We start from the raw sequence: 22,566 nt of genomic DNA on the forward strand, positions 1-22,566 counted from the left end.
TCAGGTGCTAAAGTAAAAAAAGAAACGAAAAATCACAGAATGCATGTAGTAAACTCTCAATAACTAACTGTATCTAAAGTATTAACACAAATAGCTATAAATGAAAAGAGGAAGTTTCCTTCCTCTTTCCAAGCAAACAATTAAGCTAAAGCGCCTTTCGCTTTTTCAACTAAAGCAGTGAATGCTGCTTTATCGAAAACTGCGATGTCTGCTAAGATCTTACGGTCGATTTCAATTGAAGCTTTTTTCAAGCCATTGATGAAGCGGCTGTAAGACAGACCGTTCTGACGAGCCGCAGCGTTGATACGTGCGATCCACAGTTGACGGAACTGACGTTTACGTTGACGGCGGTCACGGTAAGCGTATTGACCAGCTTTGATTACCGCTTGAAATGCTACGCGGTAAACACGTGAACGTGCACCATAGTAACCTTTCGCTTGCTTCAGAATTTTTTTGTGACGTGCACGGGCGATTACACCACGTTTTGCGCGAGCCATAAGCTATCTCCTATCGTCTTTATCTTATATTAACTAAATTGTTTACTTATGCGTAAGGCAGGCAAGCAACTACCAGACCCAGATCGCCCTTAGATACCATTCCTTTCGGACGTAAATGGCGTTTACGCTTAGTTGACTTTTTAGTCAGGATGTGACGAAGGTTTGCATGCTTACGCTTAAAGCCACCGCCTGCAGTTTTTTTAAAGCGCTTTGCTGCGCCACGTACAGTTTTAATCTTTGGCATTTCTTTTATTTCCAACTTCGCATTGTGATTAACTACGAATTAATTAGGCGAATAACATCTATATTGCTATAAACGAGTATTACTTGCAGGCCTAATTATTTCTTCTTCGGTGCCAGCACCATGATCATCTGACGCCCTTCAATTCTTGAAGGGAAAGACTCCACGGATGCTAGTTCTTCCAGATCAGCTTTGATACGGTTAAGCATTTCCAGACCGATCTGCTGGTGAGCCATTTCACGACCGCGAAAGCGCAGTGTAACTTTAGCTTTATCACCATCTTCCAGAAAGCGAGTCAGGTTGCGTAGTTTGACCTGATAATCACCTTCATCTGTAGCAGGGCGGAATTTAATTTCCTTCACCTGAACAACTTTTTGTTTCTTTTTTTGCTCTTTTTGAGATTTGCTCTTCTCATAAAGGAATTTGCCGTAATCCATGATACGACAAACTGGCGGTTCAGCATTTGGGCTGATTTCCACTAGGTCTACACCTGCTTCTTCAGCTTTTTCAAGCGCTTCGCGTGCGCTCATGATGCCTAACTGTTCACCGTCTAAACCCGTTAAACGGACCTCTGGAACACGAATTTCATCATTGATACGATTTGGACGTGTTGTTGGGATTCTTTTTCCGCCTTTAATACTTCATTCCTCCAATTGGATAAAGAGATTTGCTTCTCTCAAGCAAATACACTCGTCACTCAATAGTTACTACTTGACGCGTGTACGATATTCTTTGTTTGTCTTTATGCGCTATGCGCCGACAAAGTGATTCGACCGCGGATTTTAATGCTTCTTGCCGGATTACTCAAGTAAATCTTGCAATAAATCACACTGAACTGTTTGAAAACTTGGATTTTGAGGGAAATTTGTAGCATTGAAGCAATTATTTTTACTCATTAGATAAGACAAACAAAATAGAGAAGCAGCGCCCAAATGAGCGCTGCTAGACTCTAGCAATTACTTCGCTATAACCATACTGGCTTAATTATTTTTTCTTTGGTGCCAATACCATGATCATCTGGCGTCCTTCAATCCTTGATGGGAATGATTCTACTGATGCCAGTTCATCCAGATCGGTTTTGATGCGGTTAAGCACTTCTAAGCCAATCTGTTGGTGAGCCATTTCGCGACCACGAAAACGCAGTGTCACCTTAGCTTTGTCACCATCTTCCAAAAAGCGAATTAAACTACGTAGTTTAACTTGGTAGTCGCCTTCGTCAGTTCCCGGACGGAATTTAATTTCCTTCACTTGAACAACTTTTTGTTTTTTCTTTTGTTCTTTTTGAGATTTGCTTTTCTCATAAAGATATTTACCGTAGTCCATGATACGACAAACTGGTGGCTCAGCATTTGGGCTGATTTCGACTAAGTCGACACCTGCTTCTTCTGCTTTAAAGAGGGCTTCACGCACACTCATTACACCAAGTTGCTCACCGTCTAAACCAGTGACACGGATTTCTGTTGCGCGAATTTCATCGTTAATACGATTTGGGCGCGCCGTTGGGAGTTTTTTTCCGCCTTTAATACCTTATTCCTCCATCTGATTGAGTTGACGACTGCGGATCTCTTCAAGCAGTTTTGTCATGAATTCGTTGACATCAAGGCTGCCTAAGTCTTTACCACGACGGGTACGTACAGCAACTTTACCTGATTCAACTTCTTTATCACCACATACTAACATGTAAGGGACGCGACGCAGCGTGTGTTCACGGATCTTAAAGCCGATTTTCTCGTTACGTAAGTCCGCTTTCGCACGAATGCCAACACTTTGCAGCTTGCTTACTAATTCTTGAACATAATCTGCTTGGCTATCAGTAATGTTCATTACAACCACTTGCTGTGGTGCTAACCATGTTGGGAAAAAGCCTGCATACTCTTCTGTTAAGATACCAATGAAGCGTTCTAGTGAACCTAACACTGCACGGTGGATCATAACAGGAACGATACGTTCGTTATTTTCACCTACATAGGAAGCTGTTAAACGGCCCGGTAAGAAGAAGTCTAACTGGACAGTACCACATTGCCATGCACGGTCAAGGCAGTCGTACAGTGTAAACTCGATTTTCGGACCATAAAATGCGCCTTCACCTGGTTGGTATTCAAACTCAATACCTTTTGATTTCAGTGCATTCGCTAAGTCATCTTCCGCCCGATCCCACATCTCGTCAGTACCGATACGTTTTTCAGGACGGGTTGATAGTTTTACGACAATCTTTTCGAAACCGAAAGTTGCGTAAACATCATAAATCATTTCAATACAGCTAGTTACTTCGCTTAAGATTTGCTCTTCAGTACAGAAGATATGTGCATCATCTTGAGTAAAGCCACGCACACGCATTAAGCCGTGCAGTGCACCTGATGGCTCATTACGGTGACAGCTACCAAACTCTGCCATACGTAATGGTAAGTCACGGTATGATTTCAAACCTTGGTTGAAAATCTGTACGTGACCTGGGCAGTTCATTGGTTTCACACAATATTCACGGTTTTCAGAAGAAGTCGTAAACATCGCGTCTTTATAGTTATCCCAGTGACCTGTTTTTTCCCACAGCACACGATCCATCATGAATGGGCCTTTAACTTCTTGATAGTTATAAGCTTTCAGTTTAGTGCGTACAAAGGTTTCCAGCTCACGGAAAATTGTCCAACCGTCATTATGCCAGAATGCCATACCCGGCGCTTCTTCTTGCATATGGTATAAATCTAATTGTTTACCAATTTTACGGTGGTCACGCTTAGCTGCTTCTTCTAAACGTAATAAATAGGCCGCTAATTGTTTTTTATCGGCCCATGCGGTGCCGTAAATACGTTGCAGCATTTTGTTATCGCTGTTACCACGCCAGTATGCGCCAGCCACTTTCTGTAATTTAAAATGGTGGCAAAAACGCATATTCGGTACGTGTGGACCACGACACATATCAACATATTCTTCATGATGATATAAACCAGGGCGGTCATCTTGGCTAATATTTTGATCTAAAATTTCAACTTTATAGTCTTCGCCACGGGTAACGAAAGTTTCACGAGCTTCGCTCCAAGAAACACGTTTTTTCACCACATCATAATCTGTTTTGGCAAGCTCAAGCATACGCTTTTCAAGCTTTTCCAAGTCTTCCTGCGTCAGCATATGGTCTAAATCGACATCATAGTAAAAACCATTATCGATAGTAGGGCCAATCGCCATTTTCGTGTTTGGCCATAGTTGTTTAATTGCATGACCTAACAGGTGAGCACAAGAGTGACGAATAATTTCGAGTCCGTCTTCATCTTTACTCGTAATAATGGATACGTTTGCATCATGTTCAATTATTTCACATGCATCGACACGTTCGCCATTAATTCGACCCGCAATACAGGCTTTAGCTAAACCTGCACCGATATCACGAGCAACATCCATCACAGAAACGGGGTGGTCAAACTGACGCTGACTTCCATCAGGAAGAGTAATAACAGGCATTAAAAAATCCTTATCAGCAGTGGTGACCCACACGAAAGATCACTTGCTTGATTATTCCAAAGTTATAAATCAATACGTTACTAACGATTTCTCACTTCACAATGCAAGACATGTACACAAATATGGGCAATTTAAGTGCCCTATTTCGTTACATCGTGAGTAACTCAACTACTAATGATAACACAGACCTATTTTATGGTGATAGCGTAATGCCGCTAATTGTTCTTCTTCATATGAAAAATCAATACCTTCCCGATTAAATGGTGAATAAGTTATCCAATGCAGGAAATAGTTTCTCTTTTTGCTTGAAAAACACACGATACCAACGGGATCCACTAGGTGCGATTAACTCTTCACTGATTATCTTATTTTGTTGAAGAATAATAACCGATTGAATTGATTTCCATAAAGAGTAAATGATGTAGAAAGTAGCTATTAACGAGAGTAATAGTACATAAATATTATCTAATTTCTCTATTTGCCAAAATAAATAAATACAAAAGATAATTTGAATTAACGCCCGAATAATAAAGGCAATACTAAAGAATGACTTCGCATGCTGTATCGTTGCAAAACAGGGATTGAAGAGAGTTTGTCTTCTTTCTTGGACTGGAATACCATTCACATATACTATCCAATCAGAAGTATCGCTATTTTTTAAGACTATTCCTTTTTCCTTCATTCCATGAATTTTAAATGAAACAACAACAGCCCAAACAACCCCGATGGTAAATAAATAAAGTATAAAACCACTTACTGAAAAAAAAGCAAAAAATACACTGAACATTATAAAACATGCGAGTTTACTGGAGTATATCCAAAATGGCGCCACCTGATAGTTCATGATTATCCTTAATATGTTTTGCGTAAATTCTAAATTTGAAGTGTACAAAACAGATTAAATGATAAAGCGTCTCATTTCCATAAATCTATAACCAACGTCTCGTTTGCTTGCTATATTTTTCCCACTCATTCTTAAATGATGCAGATAAAAAACGTTCTTCCTGTGGGATCGTATATAAATCAGTAATCAGCCAAAATACTAACCCTGCGACCAAAAAATAAGGAGAATGTGAAAAGAAAGCTAAAGCCAAGCTCATTGATGTAAAAGCTAAATACATTGGATTACGTGAAAATCGGTAAGGCCCGTTAGTCACTAAATGCGTTGCCTTAACCGTAGGATTTGGTGATGTTTTATGTTTATAAAAGTAGTAAAGGCTTGTCGCGACCCAACTCACACTCTCCAGTGCAATTAATATACCTAAAATTCCCATCCAACCAGAAAACGTCCAGTCTAAAAGATCTTGCTTGGAAAGAAAATATACAGCGACCCCATTAGCGACTAACCAATTCAATAATGGCAATTTAAATATATTCATTGCGTTACCTGTAAGCCAAAATGATGCTATTAGCATACCATAAATGAATATATAAATTTGAGTGGAGGAACATATAGAGTAGTGATATTAACTACAAAAATAATTAGTTATTGGGAGTTAAGGAAAACACACTCTTTAAACCTTCTAATTTACTATATTCTTGCTGGCAAACTAAATTTCGTACATCACTGGGCATAGAATCAATTCTGGTTTGAATATTGGCAAGTTGTTCATCTAAACTATTCATTCCCTTTACATCAACAATGTCCTGATTCACTTTAAGATAATCAGTAAAACTTTGCAGGTTATCCTCTAGACTATTACAAATATCATTACTGGCTAAACTCTGCGGTAAAATAGCACTGAGCGATGTTGGTAAGACTTGGGATATATTCGGATAAATGCTTTGCTTCCACTGCTGAGGAAAAACGATTAGTAACATGGCGGCAGCCAAAACTAATAGCATCGACGCCCCGGCTAATGTCGCTATAAGTTTTTTCATTCTTTTTCCTATTACTCAAAATTAACTGAAAATAGGATAACCAACTCTGCGTAAAGCTATTTTTAAAACTAAAAATCCTTTGTAAAGAAATCCATAACTCTTTTTAATAAAATTTCATTTCTTCATACGGTTTTTCTTGGCAGCTCTTTAAGCGCTGTAATAAGCCGCCTACATGCAATTCTAATTTGTGGCCATCTGGATCAAGAAAGTAAAAAGAATCTCCTTCACTTTTATTTTCTTTCCAGACAATGACATTTGCTTGCATTAGCCTATCAACAACGATAAGAAAGTCTTTCGCATCAACGTTAAAGGCATAGTGTGTGTAATCCGTTTTTTCTGGGGACGAAAATTGGCGAGTTATATCTAATGATAAACATAACCATAAATCGCCACAGGAAATATAGGCGCCCTTTTTCCAACTCGCATGTAACTTCATACCAAGTAGTGATTGATAAAAACCAATACTTTTTTCTAAATCAGTTACAGCTAAAGTTAAATGGTTGATTCCGTTTAACATATTTTTTTACCCTTTACTTGTCTGTCACAGTGAATTCTTTTAATGAATTTACATAAATTATCAGTAAATAACATTGCAGCAGATATACTGTATCCCATATCAACTTAAAGACAACCTGTTACGAAATGCCCTTAACCTTTTTATCCCCCATAAAAAGGTTTTTTTTTTGCCTTTAAAAATTGAATACTTTTACCACAATCACTCATCTTGCTGTTATTTAACAAATAAAATAAGTTATTCACAGATGAAAGCCATTGTTATCCACAATTAATGTGAACAACTCTTATTATCTACAAACTAATAAATGATAGTTAATATTAACTCTTACTCATCAGTATGCTAACCACCTCCTACCATAAAATATCTCACTAGATATAAATGCTAACCTACAGATCTATAAGAAATTTTGCTATCATTTGAGATAAGGTGTTTTATTCACATTAATCAGGAGCTTGAATCTAACTTCCATGACAAATTTTCTTGAGCTATTTCAAGCCGTTGGTATTGGTCTAGTACTGTTACTTCCTCTCGCCAACCCTTTAACTGCAATTGCAGTCATGTTAAGCATCTCTGCTAATATGACAAAAGAGCAGCGTGACCATCAATCGTTATTGGCCTCTATTTATGTATTCGCAATCATGACAATCGCTTTTTATGCAGGCCAATTAGTCATGAACACATTTGGAATATCAATACCAGGACTGCGAATTGCAGGCGGGCTAATTGTGGCATTTATTGGATTTGGCATGCTGTTTCCTAGCAGTGATGTTGGGGAAGACCCAACCGCCAATGCCCTTGATGATCCAAATGTCCCTAAAAAACGCCAAGAATCACCTAGCATTGCCTTTGTTCCTCTTGCTATGCCAAGTACCGCAGGCCCTGGTACTATTGCTATGATCATCAGCTCCACTGCATCATTACAAGGTAATGTTAGTTTTGCCCCATGGGTTTTAAAAGTCGCCCCCGTAATTACCTTTTTTATTGCAAGTCTCATCGTTTGGATTGGTTTAAGAGGCGCAACTTCTATTATGAGGTGGCTAGGAAATAGCGGTATTGATGCAATCGCACGGGTGATGGGATTTTTATTAATCTGTATGGGAGTGCAATTTGTAATCAACGGAATTGTTGAAATTGTCGCGCAACTCCCACACTTAATGCGTGAATATCAATAAGACATAGCTAATGCATTGTAAGCATTTTTAACTTTCCACAAATACCGTGGGGCTTGCGGTGCAGGATGTTTTGTTTGTACATGTTGATAAAATTCTTCCGGCGATAAGCTGTTAATCATTGCAATCGCCCTACCCTTATCATTATCAAATGTTCTTAATAACGCTCCAGCCCCGTTCACATAAGCGACAACAGTTGCATAATATAACGTCTGAGGGTGGCTTATTCCAGCAAGGTGCTGTTCCCTTAAAATACGAATATAGGCTGTGCCAATATCAATATTTTTTTGTGGATCTTTTAGGTCACGAGTACTCGGCTCCCCTGACTTCCCTTGGTAACGGTATGCGTCACGCCCCGCTGTCGAAGCTTTAATCTGCATCAAACCTATTGCGTTGGATTTACTGACAACTTCAGGCCTAAAATTGGATTCGACCTCAATAATAGCCCTAATTAAAGCTTCATCAACACTATAACGAACCGCAGAGTCACGAATAAATTCATCAAAAGGCGTTCTTGGAAATGTCGTATTTTGTGTGGCTATTGGCCCTGTAGGCTCTAACATTCGCTGTTTTGTTACAGGCCTATCTGGCTCACTTGAACAACCTGCTAGTAGCAGTAGCATAAAAGTACCGCCAATTATTTTTCTCACTGTCGAATCCTCTACGATGGAAGCCGATGGCAGAATAACTAATCCTAAGAAAAATAAAATAATTTTTACTTAACTTTTACTTCAGGACGTGTTTTAGTCATACAAATAGCCATGGGACTTAGAAGCCTATAATGACGAATAATGCTATTCCACACTTTTTGTATTTATTTTTCACAATTGATATTGATAATCATTATCAATTAGGATATAAAATATAATTGTTATAAACCTTAACAACTGTATGTTAAAAAACGCTAAACCAATAATGTCAGGGTCAACTTTTATGAAGAAGAACGTATCTCGATTATCTGCACCTTTACTAACCAGTATGTTTGCTTTGGTAGCAGTCATCTTTTTTAGCCAACCTGCTTTTGCTAAAAAGTTTAAAGTCGTAACCACTTTTACCATTATTCAAGATATCGCTCAAAATGTAGCTGGAGATGCAGCAATTGTCGAGTCTATAACGAAGCCTGGTGCGGAAATTCACGGTTATCAACCGACTCCTAAAGATATTATGAAAGCCTATGATGCAGATTTAATCTTATGGAATGGGATGAATTTGGAAGTTTGGTTCCAACGTTTCTTTGAAAATTTTAAAAATGTTCCTGCTGTCGTAGTCACTGAGGGCATTGAGCCAATGCCAATCCGTGAAGGTGAATATAAAGATAACCCAAATCCACATGCATGGATGTCTCCTGCCAATGCTAAAATTTATATTGAAAATATTCGTCAAGCTCTGGTCAAATATGATCCTGAAAATGCAGAAACATATAATGCCAATGCCAAAAAATATGCGCAGCAAATTGCTGAACTTGATGCCCCTTTACGTGAACGTTTAAATCGCATTCCAGAAAATGAACGTTGGTTAGTCTCAAGTGAAGGCGCATTTAGCTATTTAACGAAAGATTACGGCTTTAAAGAGGTGTATTTGTGGCCAATCAATGCGGAAGAGCAAGGCTCTCCTCAACAAGTGAAAAAAGTGATTGATACTGTCCGTAAGTACAACATCCCCGTGGTATTCAGTGAAAGTACCATTTCTGATAAACCTGCTCGCCAAGTCAGTAAAGAAACCGGGGCAAAATACGGTGGCGTGTTATATGTTGACTCATTATCAACTGCCGATGGCCCAGTACCAACATATATAGACCTTTTAAATACGACTGTAGACACGATAGCGAAAGGATTTTCACAGTAATATGAACCACTCAAGTCAATTCGAACACCCGAATCTTATCGTCGATGATGCGACTGTGACATATAATAACGGTCACACCGCTATCTATGACGCAAGCTTTACTATCTCAGGTGGCTCTATTTGTGCCTTAGTTGGCGTAAATGGTAGTGGCAAGTCAACGTTATTTAAAACCATTATGGGGCTTGTCACCCCATCTTCTGGCAGTGTGACATTAAATGATCAGCCGATAAAAACCGCGCTTAAAGAAAATGTGATTGCATACGTCCCACAAACAGAAGAAGTTGACTGGAATTTCCCCGTTCTCGTTTCTGATGTTGTGATGATGGGCCGTTACGGCAAAATGGGGTTTTTCCGCATCCCTAAACAAGCCGATAAAGATGCTGTCAAAATGGCATTAGAACGGGTTGACCTTGCAGGGCTTGAACATCGCCAAATAGGCGAGCTTTCAGGTGGTCAGAAAAAACGGGTTTTTTTAGCGCGAGCGCTCGCACAAGAAGGTAAAGTTTTACTCCTTGATGAACCCTTTACTGGGGTTGATGTTAAAACTGAAAATGCCATTATTGACTTACTGCGTAGTTTGCGTGACGAAGGCCATCTAATCCTCGTTTCAACTCATAACTTGGGTAGTGTGCCTGAGTTTTGCGACCACGTTATCTTAATCAATCGCACTGTTTTAGCGAGTGGACCTACAGAAACAACATTTACGCAACGAAACCTGCAGCAAGCTTTCGGCGGCGTATTGCGTCATATTAACCTGTCAGGTCAAGAGCTTCATGACGATGATGACCCTCGCTCTGTCACCGTCATTACCGATGATGAAAGAGCGGCTGTATTCTATGGTCATGACCATGATGCCCCCGTTCGAAAAAACCAAGCTAAGGGTTCCGAATGATTGAGATGTTATTACAGCCCTTTGAATATGATTTTATGATAAAAGCCATTTGGGTCAGCGCCATTGTTGGTGCTGTCTGTGCGTTTTTATCGGCGTATTTGATGTTGAAAGGCTGGTCATTAATGGGAGATGCGCTCTCCCACTCTGTTGTTCCTGGGGTAGCTGGTGCTTATGCTTTAGGTTTACCCTATGCGGCTGGCGCCTTTTTTACTGGGATCCTCGCGGCACTAGCCATGACATTAATAAAGCATCTAACTCGTTTACGTGAAGATGCTGTCATTGGCTTTATTTTCTCTACTTTTTTTGCTGCTGGTTTGTTGATTGTTTCATTGAACCCAACATCTGTGAATGTACAAAGTATTATTTTCGGTAATATTTTAGGTATTGCGGATTCTGACGTATTACAAGTAGAAATTATTATTGGCGTTTCATTCATTGTACTGCTGTGCTTATGGAAAGATTTATTAGCCGTTTTTTTCGATGAAAGCCACGCTCGTTCAATTGGCTTGAACCCATTACGCCTAAAAATTATTTTCTTTACATTATTAAGTGCTTGTACTGTTGCTGCCTTACAAACAGTTGGCGCAATCCTTGTTATCGCAATGGTCGTCACTCCGGGGGCAACCGCTTATTTATTGACCGACCAATTTAAGCGTTTACTCATTATTTCAGTCACAATTGGCACCGTAACCAGTGCTGTTGGTGCGTATATCAGTTATTTCCTCAACGGTGCTACAGGTGGGTTAATTGTTACACTACAAACTATTATTTTCCTGTTGGCATTTTTCTTTGCACCTAAGCACGGTATTTTGGCCTCAAAACGTAATGCAAAAAAGGAAGTAGCTCGGCTGCATCAGTCACACCGACAAGGAGCATCTCATGAGTGATTTCATTGACTTATTGATGGCTCCGTTTGCATTTCCTTTTATGCAAAAAGCATTGATTACCGCAATTGTCAGTGGGACGGTATGCGCTATCCTTTCTTGCTTTTTAGTATTGAAAGGTTGGTCATTGATGGGCGATGCAATCTCCCATGCCGTTCTACCGGGGATCATTATTGCTTCTTTACTCGGTATCCCATTAGCGATAGGGGCTTTCGCATCTGGCTTATTCTGCGCTGTCGCAACAGGGTATTTAAAAGAAAATAGTCGGATAAAAGAAGATACCGTCATGGGAATTGTATTTTCTGGGATGTTTGCTATCGGTTTAGTGATGTTCGCTAAAATCGATACAGAGCAACACCTAACACATATTCTTTTCGGTGATATATTAGGGATAACCGATAGCGAATTTAAACAGATTTTACTGTTTGCTGGAATCACTATCGCAATTATTTTACTGAAACGTAAAGATTTTATGCTCTATTGTTTTGACCCAAACCAAGCCCGTGTGATTGGCCTCCCCGTCAAGCTGATACATTATGGTTTACTGTCTTTACTTGCATTAACCATTGTCGCTTCACTGCAAGCGGTTGGGATCATTTTAGTTATTGCCATGCTGATCTCCCCGGGAATTATTGCATTTGTCCTATGCCGGAGCTTCGGCAAAATGCTCGTCGTCGCTATCATCGCTTCTGTAACATCAAGTGTTATTGGAACCATCTTGAGTTTTCACATTAATGCGACGACTGGGCCAACCATTGTTGTTACGCAGGCAGTTTATTTTGTGATAGCCCTGCTCTATAGCAAGCTAGTACTAGCACGCAAAAGAAGTCAAACTAACCCACAAAGTATACATACCGCATAATAAATGGCAGATATAACAAAAAAGCTGAATTCACGCATAATGAATTCAGCTTTTTTATTTTAAATAATGCCCTAATATGTGACTAAATCTTCTTTAGTGATACCTATTTACTGCGTGTTTTGAGGTGGTTTACAGCAATATTATGACGTTGATCTTCAGATTGAGTTTCATACACCTTCATTTCCCCTCTTCCCGCTGGTAACGCCTGCTCAACAACAAGTTCCGCATCTGTCTGAGCAATAATATCTTGTAATTGTTGATGTTGATTACACCAAATTGCATCAACATCCTGGTCTCGTGAATTATCCCGCCTTGCAGAAAAAGCCACTGTACGCGCTTGAAAACGCGCTTGTTTTCCACCTAATTCTAGTCCATACCCCGGCGTTGCAGGGTGTGTGACGACCACTTTGCCATCATCCAGCCATGCTTTAACATCAGTATCTTGAACTTGATAACCGAGTTTTCCTAACCCTTCTAATACCGTTTTCCTTTGTGCAGTGGCAACAACCTGTCGTTCTGCAGTACTTACGGCATTATTCAGCTTATCTATCCATGCAGTTAACACTTCTATCGAGCTTGATTGTATACTCGCTAGCGCATTCGAAATCATGGCTTCATTTTCATTACTCGCAAAAATAGCCAATTCATCACAAAGTTGTTCAATTTTATCGATAAGTTCAATTCGTTGCTGACTTAACTTCAATTGTTCTGCCAATGTCATGATCAATGAATCGGCACGTAAATGGCGCTGTGTGCCTTCTTTAAATTCTTGAAGCTCAACCAGTTGTTGTTCCGCACGCTGAGCTTCATTAGAAGAAGCGATTAATTTCAGTTTTTCAATCATCAATAGTAGCTGTTCACGTTGCTTGGCAAACGGCGTTTGAGGTAAGCCTGATTGCCAAAATTGCTTCACGCCTTCAGATTGTGCTTTTAGCTGGCTCAATAATGCCGCTGCCGATGGTGTTAGTGAAGTTGATTGTGAACTCAATAAAGCTAATACTTTAAAAATTAATTTATTAGATTGGTTTTCATCCAGTTCACTAGCCGAAATTAATTGCGTAAGAAGTTCGGTCTCATTTGGCAGTTTTTCATGTACCAGTGCGATTAATTCAGCCAAATTATGTTCTCTGTACTTTTTTGTTCGGGCTAATAACGCTTGTTTTTCAATTTGTTGCTCACGAACTTCCTGTACTTCGTTATTCAGTGTCCCAGTAAACTCAACCAATTGGTTATTTAATAAACTTAAATTGCGTGCTGACAATGTGGCAACCTGTGCCTCATTTTCCATTAACTGCTGGTATGCTTGTTTGATTTGTGCAATACGCGGCTGATGATATTGGCTGCGGTTTGCCAATGCATTCCACTGTTTAAATCGACGTTTAACTACCGCAAGCTGACGCCGACACTGAATTTCATTCATTTCCCTAACAGTTATACGATGAACCGATGAACTCATAACGCACCTTCTTGCGGATTTTGACTCTCTATTTGAGAGAGGGATGAGGTTAATAAAGCCTGAGAAATGGCATCATGTAGTTGTTGCTGTGCCAAATCGCGATTTTGATACCATTCGATAATAGAAACCCGGTAACGCGCTGGTATCACTCGTGCCAGAACAGCACTGCGCCATAGCTCTCTAGAACGAGCTGTTTTCAATAGTGGGTGTGATGGTATGTCGCATTCAATACCGATGAGCAAACGGCCACTGGTTCGGTCCTCAACAATGCCATCAAAATGGAATACCCCATTTTGGCTTGCTGTGGTCACCTGCCAGCCACTTTGTCGAATAAAACTCATTACCGAATCGACAAAGGCATTTTGCGGGAGCGTTTCGTTATCAACCGCTGACTGTGTATGACACATGCGACTAAGTAATTTTTTATTTTCTTTTTGCATTAATGGGTTACACGCATTTAGCGCATAAGCCAGATAACCTTGTAAATAATCTCTTGGAATTTCCGGTTTGCGGTAAGTGGCTAATAAATCAGAAATTTCATCTATTGGCATTGATGACATTATTACGACTTGCTGACGAGCACGAGTGATGGCGACATTTAAACGCCGTTCACCACCGGTTTGCCCTAATACCCCGAAGTTACGCCTGAATGTCCCCTGTGCATTGCGACCAAATGTGGTAGAAAATAAAATCACATCGCGTTCATCGCCTTGCACATTTTCCACATTTTTCACAAAAAATGACATATCTTCGTCATTGTGAGTGCGTTGGTTTTCCTGCGTATACGCCTGAAGAAAATCTTCATCCTGTGCTGCACGTAATTGAATTATTTGATTAATTAATGTTGCTTGCTTTTGGTTAAACGTGACTACCCCCACAGAGGGTCGTTGTTCGAAAGGCCGTTGCCACATTGAAGCTAAATGATCCACGATAGCGACTGCTTCAGCTTCATTGCTTTGGTTAACATATGTACCATTGACTTGAATAAGCTGTAATGGCTTAATTTTACTGACCATTTTAGAAGAAAACTGCGCTGGAATATTAAGCCTATTTTCATAGAAAGCAAAATTGGAGAAATTAATCAGCTCTCGATAAGCAGAACGGTAATGAATATCCAATGTATGAATAGGCAATACTGTACGTGCTAAATGTAATAAATCAGGGCAATCACTAATTTGCCGGTAATCCCATTGCTCTCCTGCCAATTCTTGTTGGTCATCGTCTTCTTCATCAATATCGTCTTCAATTTGCTTGCCTGTGAAAAATTTTGAAGGTGGCATTTGCTTTTCATCGCCACTAACAATGGCCTGTTTGGCTCTAAATAAAGTCGATAAGGCAAATTCAATCGGCATCTGTGAAGCTTCATCATAAATCACACTGTCAAACATGGCACCTTCAAGAGGGAGCACCTGGCTCGCTACATCGGGTGTCATCAACCAAACCGGCCGTAGTTGCATTAACCCAATATCTCGACCTTCTTGTATAAATTCCCTTAAACGTCGCGCTCTTGGCCCTGCTAAACGAGTAATTTCTTCCCATTCTCGGCGGTTCCCTAACGTTTTGATATCTATATTGGCCGTCAATGCCAGTTTATTGAATTGTTGTAATTGTTTTTGAGCATTTTCTAATTCAGCTAGGTCTGACATCAGCTGGCCGTGATTAGTACTTAATGCAGGCAATGTTGCCAGCAATTGAGCTTTAGTAAACAGACAGAAATAATAGTTAATTGTTTGAATTAATTGATCTCTCCATTGCGTTGTGCCCCCTTCAGTTGCGATAAGTTGTCCAATAGCCGGTTTTAATAGCGTTAAGATCCCCCAATGCTGCTCGGTAAAATGTTGTGTTTCTTCCCGAAACGATTGGTAACGCTGTAAATTTTCTTTCTGTTGCGCTATCAGCACCAGTTCAGTCGTATATGACTCACCGTTTACGATGGCCATCTTAAACCGTTCAACGGTTTCTGATGAAAATACGCTATCTAGCCGACTTAATTGGTTTAAGCTTTCCGTTTTTGCACGTAACTTAGCTATTGCCGCCCTGACTTCATGACATTGATGGATAAACCCGGCTTTTTGTTGCTGAGTAATCGCGTCTATAAAATGCAAAGGTTCAGGGTACTGAGTGAGAAGCTCAGCCATATCTGCCACTCGTTTTAATTGCATGACCAACGGTTGCAATGTGCTACGCCACTGGTGGTTTGGCTGAAGCTCAAGACCAAGCTGTTGATATAATGGTTGTAATTCCCTTTCAAGTAAACGCCATTGTTGTTCAACGGCAATGGTATTAAGCACTGACGTCTGTTTTTCAGTCTTAGGAGCTAAGCCACTAGCCGCCATAAATGACTGCAATTGGTTTTGCCGACGGTAGTAATACGGGTTCAAGAAACGTAACCATGACCTTTGCATTGTTTCCATCAATGCTCGCGATAATTGGGCAAGATGGTCATTATCAATCCCCCTAAACACAGGGAATAATAACGAGTCGATATTTTCTTCATTAATCGATAATAAACGCTGATACAACAGCTCAAGTTGGTTAATAACTAAATTTCCCGTTTCACTGCTAAATAGCGTTAACCAACGGGAGAAATCCTGCCATTGTTCAGCCGTTAATTGGTTAAATTGTGCTTCATGCTGTGATAACCATTGCTCATGAGTCGATAATTGAGTCAACGTAATTTGCTGATATGGCGTTTTATAAGCTTCATCACGTAGCTTTTCAGTATCGATCAATCCCATAATAGATTGATTAAACAATAAGTATTGAGGGTCATTCACCGTAAACTGCGATAAGGCTTTTAGTGCATTATTTTCATAATCCAATTGCCACCAAGTATACGCATGTGACTTCAAATCATCCGTTAGTTGCTCAATCGTATGGCTATCAAATTGTGCTAATAAAGGCTTAATGTGCTGTTCATCAATATCAAAATGAGGAAGCTTTTCAAGTTCAATCAATTGGCTTAATACTTGTTTATAAGAAACTTGAAACTTTTCGTCGATATTATTGAGCGAGTGAAAATACCTATCTATTTTTTGTTCAAATAGCTGAACGCGATTTACAAGATGAATTCTCTCTCCCTGCCAATCAAGCTCAACGAACTGGCTTTTTTCTTGTCCCCAAAGTTGCTCAATTTGTTCTCTCACCGCCAAAATAATCTCACGGCCTTTTTGGCTTTGGCTGATATATAGTGCTCTATCCCCTAATCCATTAGCAATCAAACGCTTATAGACTACTTCTAGTGCAGCAGGTTTTTGACACACCACTAAAACGGTTTGCTGACGCCCTATCGCATCTGCAATCAAACTCACGATGGTTTGGCTTTTCCCTGTTCCTGGCGGCCCCTCAATCAGCAGCCCCGTGTTAGCTTGTGCAGCTTGAACAACTTGTTCTTGTGATGGGTCTGCCAATGACAATGCATACTGATTAAGTAAATTATCTGGCTGTGTTTCACTCGTGCTATTGAGCGGTGAGACTTTTAGCATTGTCGCTAAGGCTGTTTGGGAAATAGGTAGCCCAGCAATTTGCTGTAAATCGCTACTCATCGCCTGTCCAATAAACGAGGTATGGAAGAGTACCGCTGAACAACAGATTTGTGCACTATTCTCTGCAATTGGAGTAGTGATCGACGGAAGTGGCGCGAGTTCTGTACCTTGTATCGGTAATAAAGACGTAAGTGTCTCCATCATATCTTCAATGGTTAAACCTGCTTTAGATAATAAATTATCTAATATTGTTTGCCACTCACTCACCGGAGGTATACCCGCAAAGCTTGCCAGTGCTGGATTTAAGCGTATTGCCGCCCTCTCATGATCAAAACTAAACTGTATAGGGCTGTTTTGAGCTAAAGAAGTCCGTAATGAAACGGGCCATAAAAATAAAGGTGCAATTCGTGGTTTAATTTGATTCGGCTGTGTGTGCAATAATAAGAATGGGAAACCAAGGTACATGCCATCAATACCTGTATCCCGTTGATATAACTGCGTATCTGATTGTAGGATCCGTAATCGGCCATTGACGCCTTTATGCTGTAATAGCAAATCACTATCAATGGTAACCGTGCTTTTTTTGCGGTTCAATAAATGTTCAAGTAATGCACTTGCAGGGCGAACGGGACTATCGCATTCCATTAAATCGACTCGCCCAGTATTTTGCGTTAAACGCATACGTACCAGGTTTCCACGTTGTGTCACTGACGTGAGCTTTTGTGTAAAAAACCTTAGAACTTCAAGAACATATTTTTGTGATTCGGGTACTTGCCAGTGTTCGAATGGAATAGCCAGCAATACGAGGATTTTGACTAACGGCAAGCGACGCATTAATAAAAAGTCATCAACCCAACCATCTAATTCAGGGATCCCTATACGTTTGAAATCACTGACTCGGTGGCTAATGAGCTGGTATAGTTCCCCTCTTGGTAACAAAAGTTGGTTTTTGGCTATTTCGCTATCAAAATTGTGGATATCATTGTGTTTTGCTAATTCAAAAGATTGCTCGACTAATGTAGTCAGTGAAACAAATTGCCCAATATCGGCACTTAGCAATAAAAGATAATCAATTTCTTGCAGATTTTGTCTATCTAATAAGGTTTGTAGGCTTTCATTATGTGAGTCAGGAAATTGGCTATGCAGTAATTCCCAACGCGCAGCGAGCTGGCTTATTGACGTGATTAACAAATACAGTTTCAAGCTTTCTTCATTGAGTAATATATTCAACTGTTCAGCACGTTGACGTACTAAACATTGGCGGTGGTAGAGCTGCACTAACCAATGTTGTGGGTCGATATTCTGAATATGTTGAGTTAATGGCTCACTAATTAATGCGTAAGCAAGAATAGGCTGTTCTAATAACCAAGCTGGTGTGATGATTTCACCACGGTAAATAAATGGCATATTCGGGTTTAGGATTTTTAAAGCTAAAGTGAGTTTAATATCTTGATTAATTTCACTTTGCAAGGCTCCACCTAGCGTTTTTGGACTATCTAAAAAAGCCTGAAGTTGTTTGAGTTGTTCCTGACTATTATCAAACTTTGCTAACCACGATGTTAATTCCCCGCGTAGCAAAAATTGGACTGCACCATCCCAATGAGCTTGTTCACCAGCAACCATGGCAAAAGTATCTGGCTGAGAAAATTGCTGACCTGCAAACTGGACTTGATGGTATTGAGTTGGCGAGCCTGCTATCGCACTTTTCGGTGCTTGGACCGCTTTCCCCTCTAGCCATGCTGACACCTGCGGCCATTGCCAACGTAAAAAACGATCCCGGCACAATAACCCGCGCAATAATAGTTGTAAGTTGGGGTCTAAATCATCAGGAAAATCAACGCCATTAGTCATGACTTGGATTAAGAACGCATTATCATGAACTTGAGCAAAACACTGCCCTTGGGTCAGTTGTTCTAATAAAATAACCCCAAGACTCCACCAGTCTGATGCGGCGCTCACACCGCCTGCTAAGGTTTCTGGTGCGCTATAACGGGAAATATCTAAGGGTGTTACGATATCAAGGTCAAATTCAGACAAACTCGCAGAGCCATATTCAATTACCACAATATCTAAAGGCTCACGGCTGCGGATCAATAAATTAGCGGGACATAGATTGCGATGACGTAAGCCATGCTCAGTAAATGCCGCTATCGCTTGCCCCATTTCTTCAACCAATTTGGGAATTTCATGTAACTGCCAAAATTCCCCTTGCTGAATAAATTGGCTCAATGAGCCACCTTCCAAGAATTCAGTCACATGCCAAGCGCGGTTTTCCCAGCGTCCCGTTTCATAAAACTCAGGCACATGGTCTGTTGGGATCAATTGAAGTACTTGATAAATCGTAGGGTCAGGTTCTTCACCTTTTTGATATAAGGTAAGCACACCATTTTTGTCGTTTTCAATATGTGTGACTAAATAACGTTCACGTGGGCTATCGTTTTGGTTAATACGTCGTTCAAGCCGCCAATTGCCAATCAGTCGTTGAGATTGCTCCTCAATATTGCTTAGTTCAAGAGCTGCATCCGCCCCACACTCAAGGCAGATAAAATCCCCCTCATCCATGGAATGCCCATTCACACAAACTCTTTGTTCAATAATTTGGTTATTTTGATTATTCTCATCAATACTGAGTTTTGGGCTCTCAATCGAGGTATTGTGCTCATCAATGGGACGCCAACCCGTTTCATGAATAGCTTCAAGGGTTAAATCCCAACCACAAAACTGATTATCTCCTTGTGGTGTTTTAATTTGCCCAGCACAAAAAATTTCAGTTAACGGTCGCTCTGTTTGGCAATGTGGGCAAAAACGTATCATGGTCATCCATTCATCCAATTAATTATTTTTTTAGTTGTCGCAAGGATTGATCTTGCTGTTCAATCAAGGTCCGCAAACGCAACATATCGTTACGTTCAGGAACCCCCGCCAAAAATAGCCGCCCTGTTTCATCAAACGCTAAATCCAGTACTTTATCTTCTGGTGTTATCGAGCGCTGATATGCCATAAATCGCGCTTTTCCTAATGGCGTTAACATATGCAATTGCTGATTATCACTGCCTTTGAGCATCTGGGTTTGCGGAAGATCCACAATAAATGGCTCACTAATTAAGGCATCAATATTGGGAGCCATTTGTAAAACACGCTCTTCAATGTGTTCCCATTGATAACCGCTATAGACTAAAATATCCGCATCTGTTAGCTGTTTAATCCCTTTCACTAATGCGGATAAGGCTTCAGGCTGTTCAAACGGTTCTCCCCCTGAAATCGTGATGCCATCTGCGAATGGTAACCACTCCGTTATCTGGTCCAGTAATTGTTTCACCGTGATGCTATTGTCTTTCACTTGCCATGTATCAGGAGAAAGACAGCCTTTACAACGTAATGAGCATCCCTGAAACCAGATACCAATACGCTTTCCGGGGCCTAGAGCCGTAATGGGAAAATGAACTCGTGAAATATTAACATTCACCACATCAATTACTCATCGCTGCTAACGTGATTTGCGTTGTTTCACCTGTGGCAATTTCGATAATTTGATAAGCCGAATTAGGTTGTAAATCTTGGTCGAAAACAGCGCGAGATAATGGGTTAATTAAATAGCTTTCTAATTGGTTACGTATACCTCGACCGCCATTAGATAAATCAGCTAAGCAATGTTGTTTTAACGTTTCTTTGGCTTGTGGTGAAATTGAAATAGTCAGTGATTGCTTTTCCAAACCAGAAAGAATATTTCCCACCATTTGTTCGAATATTTGTTGTGCCACATCGGGGCGAATAAAATCAAAAACAATAATGTTTTCCCCAATTCGGTTGAGCAGCTCTGGTCTATTTAACACTAATTTAAAGTGACGTTCGATTTCACTTTTCACATTACGCGTCACCGTTTCGAAAGGCTCACTCGGCTGGACATTCGCTACCCGCTCACCATTTGCATCCAAACGATAAATGCCAAGATTTGACGTAAAAATAATCAACGACTCTGAAAAATAAACGCGATCACCACGTCCTGAGGTCAATACACCATCATCAATAATTTGTAGAAATTTATCCATTAAATGAGGGTGTGCTTTTTCTATCTCATCAAACAACACCACACTAAACGGCTTTTCACGAATGGCATTCGTCAATTCACCACCAGAATCATAACCGACATAGCCAGGAGGAGCGCCAATTAAACGTTGGTCTGCATGTTCTGCACTAAATTCAGACATATCAAAGCGAATATACGCACTTTCATCACCAAATAGCAATTGAGTGACCGTTTTCGCCAGTTCCGTTTTCCCGACACCCGTTGGCCCCGCTAGAAACAAAACGCCTCGAGGTCGCCCACCTTTATGCCCCCCCACTCCGGTCATTGCACGTTTAATAATGTCCAATAAATGAGTGACGGCATGTTGTTGTCCTTTAACTCGGCGAGAAATAATCTCTGGTGCGTTATGTATTTTCTGCTTATCAATTTTTTTCCAAGGGTCTTCCGTTATGCCTACTTTATAACGTCGTACCGCATCACTAATACGTGTCACAGGGACATTTTCAATCCGTGCGAGCTGCACTATCGCCGTTAAGTCCAGTAACAAGAGCCCTTCTGTTTCATCAATAAAGTCATTAAATAAGCTGTCTTTATCCGCTTGTTCTATGCTATTAACATCAGATAATGAAGCTAACAACATTGGCGTAAGAACCCGACGAACTTGGCTGTCAGGCTTCGCAACAGGAATGGCTCTCACTCGTGGGTTATTAACTAAAAACCAATCAGGTAAATCGGTTTCTTTCTCCACAATCCAAAAAATAGAATTGTAGAACGGCTGGTTATTTTCCCCTGCTGGTCGCGTTTTTGCTTGGTGAGAAACCACCAGAGCCCGAGTAAATAAGCTGTGCTCAGCGGGAGTCAGGTTATCGCGATGGGAAATCAAGCAAGAGGCGAAATCAATACATAATGCAATTGGCTGCTGCTTATAGTTAATAAATTTTTCCAGCAAATGATTCAACATATCAATACCACCAGCGGCTTTATCATCAGCCATATGCAAACCTAAGTTTTGCATCAATGTAGCACTCGCTTGCGAGTTTTCTGTGGGGCTCGCCACGCATTGAAAACCAATCAGTGGTGTATAGGTAATAACATAGGCATACCCTGCCTGAAACAAGTTATTAAAGAGTGCTTGGTTAAACGGCAGTGGTGTCACTACCCTAGGCGCAATTTCGCTGGCTTGTAGGTCTCGAACATTGCCAAATAGAACAAACTGACTTTTCAGTGGAATAAATCGCAGTAAGTCTCTTAACCAGCGCGGTTTTTGAAAATCCATGTTCATAGCACCCCTTGAGTATGAAAGTATTCTTTGCAGTTTACCTGAAATCACTAGCAAATGGCGTCAAGATCTTGA

Annotated in this window: 20 protein-coding genes and 1 other annotated feature (1 of these 21 running past the window's edge); of the genes, 5 read left to right on the forward strand and 15 right to left on the reverse strand. The window is 40.4% G+C overall.

Annotated elements, in window-relative coordinates:
- Positions 1 to 51: a sequence feature (Phe leader region), on the reverse strand (it extends 79 nt beyond the left edge of the window).
- From pheM to fos, 10 genes are all read right to left on the reverse strand, one after another.
- Positions 1 to 45, reverse strand: a complete 45-nt coding sequence (pheM, locus tag P3L44_RS22140; protein WP_136134757.1) for a pheST operon leader peptide PheM — start codon at positions 43 to 45, stop codon at positions 1 to 3. Its footprint overlaps the feature before it by 45 nt.
- Before the next feature lie 89 nt (positions 52 to 140).
- Positions 141 to 497, reverse strand: a complete 357-nt coding sequence (gene rplT / locus P3L44_RS12140) for a 50S ribosomal protein L20 (RefSeq protein ID WP_004263714.1) — start codon at positions 495 to 497, stop codon at positions 141 to 143.
- A 46-nt stretch (positions 498 to 543) separates the two neighbouring features.
- Entirely contained in the window at positions 544 to 741 is a 198-nt protein-coding gene (gene rpmI / locus P3L44_RS12145; RefSeq protein WP_004263702.1) for a 50S ribosomal protein L35, read from the reverse strand.
- A 95-nt stretch (positions 742 to 836) separates the two neighbouring features.
- Positions 837 to 1,376 (reverse strand): translation initiation factor IF-3, encoded by a 540-nt coding sequence (gene infC, locus P3L44_RS12150; protein WP_140170582.1) that lies wholly within the window; start codon positions 1,374 to 1,376, stop codon positions 837 to 839.
- Positions 1,377 to 1,722: 346 nt separating this feature from the next.
- Entirely contained in the window at positions 1,723 to 2,262 is a 540-nt protein-coding gene (infC, locus tag P3L44_RS12155; protein ID WP_071524538.1) for a translation initiation factor IF-3, read from the reverse strand.
- Positions 2,263 to 2,265: 3 nt separating this feature from the next.
- On the reverse strand, positions 2,266 to 4,194 hold the full coding sequence (gene thrS, locus P3L44_RS12160; RefSeq protein ID WP_272661548.1) for a threonine--tRNA ligase: 1,929 nt from the start codon (positions 4,192 to 4,194) through the stop codon (positions 2,266 to 2,268).
- A gap of 256 nt (positions 4,195 to 4,450) precedes the next feature.
- Complete coding sequence (locus P3L44_RS12165) at positions 4,451 to 5,038, reverse strand: hypothetical protein (RefSeq protein ID WP_140170584.1); 588 nt, start codon at positions 5,036 to 5,038, stop codon at positions 4,451 to 4,453.
- A gap of 85 nt (positions 5,039 to 5,123) precedes the next feature.
- Positions 5,124 to 5,573, reverse strand: a complete 450-nt coding sequence (locus P3L44_RS12170; RefSeq protein WP_140170585.1) for a methyltransferase family protein — start codon at positions 5,571 to 5,573, stop codon at positions 5,124 to 5,126.
- Positions 5,574 to 5,676: 103 nt separating this feature from the next.
- On the reverse strand, positions 5,677 to 6,075 hold the full coding sequence (locus P3L44_RS12175) for a hypothetical protein (RefSeq protein ID WP_094961745.1): 399 nt from the start codon (positions 6,073 to 6,075) through the stop codon (positions 5,677 to 5,679).
- Positions 6,076 to 6,178: 103 nt separating this feature from the next.
- The gene (gene fos / locus P3L44_RS12180) at positions 6,179 to 6,592 is read right to left on the reverse strand and encodes a fosfomycin resistance glutathione transferase (RefSeq protein ID WP_004263671.1); all 414 of its coding nucleotides are present in this window, start codon (positions 6,590 to 6,592) and stop codon (positions 6,179 to 6,181) included.
- A 467-nt stretch (positions 6,593 to 7,059) separates the two neighbouring features.
- Here fos and P3L44_RS12185 point away from each other — a divergent pair, with 467 nt between their 5' ends.
- On the forward strand, positions 7,060 to 7,764 hold the full coding sequence (locus P3L44_RS12185) for a MarC family NAAT transporter (RefSeq protein ID WP_004263665.1): 705 nt from the start codon (positions 7,060 to 7,062) through the stop codon (positions 7,762 to 7,764).
- On the opposite strand, the gene P3L44_RS12190 is transcribed toward P3L44_RS12185, so the two are convergent.
- Entirely contained in the window at positions 7,758 to 8,384 is a 627-nt protein-coding gene (locus P3L44_RS12190; RefSeq protein WP_233618327.1) for a transglycosylase SLT domain-containing protein, read from the reverse strand. The two genes, P3L44_RS12185 and P3L44_RS12190, sit on opposite strands and share 7 nt — an antisense overlap.
- A 310-nt stretch (positions 8,385 to 8,694) precedes the next feature.
- On the opposite strand from P3L44_RS12190, the gene P3L44_RS12195 reads away from it, so the two are divergent.
- The 4 genes from P3L44_RS12195 to P3L44_RS12210 are packed head-to-tail and all read left to right on the forward strand — an operon-like array spanning position 8,695 to position 12,244.
- On the forward strand, positions 8,695 to 9,606 hold the full coding sequence (locus tag P3L44_RS12195) for a metal ABC transporter substrate-binding protein (RefSeq protein WP_036958656.1): 912 nt from the start codon (positions 8,695 to 8,697) through the stop codon (positions 9,604 to 9,606).
- Position 9,607: 1 nt separating this feature from the next.
- Complete coding sequence (locus tag P3L44_RS12200) at positions 9,608 to 10,498, forward strand: manganese/iron ABC transporter ATP-binding protein (protein WP_109911242.1); 891 nt, start codon at positions 9,608 to 9,610, stop codon at positions 10,496 to 10,498.
- A complete protein-coding gene (locus tag P3L44_RS12205; RefSeq protein ID WP_140170589.1) occupies positions 10,495 to 11,385 on the forward strand; it encodes a metal ABC transporter permease in 891 nt (296 codons plus the stop codon). Before P3L44_RS12200 ends, P3L44_RS12205 begins: the two co-directional genes overlap by 4 nt.
- A complete protein-coding gene (locus P3L44_RS12210) occupies positions 11,378 to 12,244 on the forward strand; it encodes a metal ABC transporter permease (protein ID WP_140170590.1) in 867 nt (288 codons plus the stop codon). The genes P3L44_RS12205 and P3L44_RS12210 overlap by 8 nt, the downstream gene beginning before the upstream one ends.
- Before the next feature lie 103 nt (positions 12,245 to 12,347).
- On the opposite strand, the gene P3L44_RS12215 is transcribed toward P3L44_RS12210, so the two are convergent.
- From P3L44_RS12215 to P3L44_RS12230, 4 genes are read right to left on the reverse strand one after another with little or no spacing between them, the layout of a single operon-like run.
- Positions 12,348 to 13,700, reverse strand: a complete 1,353-nt coding sequence (locus tag P3L44_RS12215) for a hypothetical protein (protein WP_272661547.1) — start codon at positions 13,698 to 13,700, stop codon at positions 12,348 to 12,350.
- Positions 13,697 to 20,005 (reverse strand): protein kinase domain-containing protein, encoded by a 6,309-nt coding sequence (locus P3L44_RS12220; RefSeq protein ID WP_272661546.1) that lies wholly within the window; start codon positions 20,003 to 20,005, stop codon positions 13,697 to 13,699. Before P3L44_RS12220 ends, P3L44_RS12215 begins: the two co-directional genes overlap by 4 nt.
- A 16-nt stretch (positions 20,006 to 20,021) precedes the next feature.
- The gene (locus tag P3L44_RS12225; RefSeq protein WP_197701515.1) at positions 20,022 to 20,654 is read right to left on the reverse strand and encodes a 4Fe-4S single cluster domain-containing protein; all 633 of its coding nucleotides are present in this window, start codon (positions 20,652 to 20,654) and stop codon (positions 20,022 to 20,024) included.
- 1 nt (position 20,655) lies between these two features.
- Positions 20,656 to 22,488 (reverse strand): AAA family ATPase, encoded by a 1,833-nt coding sequence (locus tag P3L44_RS12230; protein WP_272661545.1) that lies wholly within the window; start codon positions 22,486 to 22,488, stop codon positions 20,656 to 20,658.
- Positions 22,489 to 22,566 lie beyond the last annotated feature (78 nt).

This window comes from Providencia sp. PROV175, assembly GCF_032707045.1.
Lineage (GTDB): Bacteria > Pseudomonadota > Gammaproteobacteria > Enterobacterales > Enterobacteriaceae > Providencia > Providencia hangzhouensis.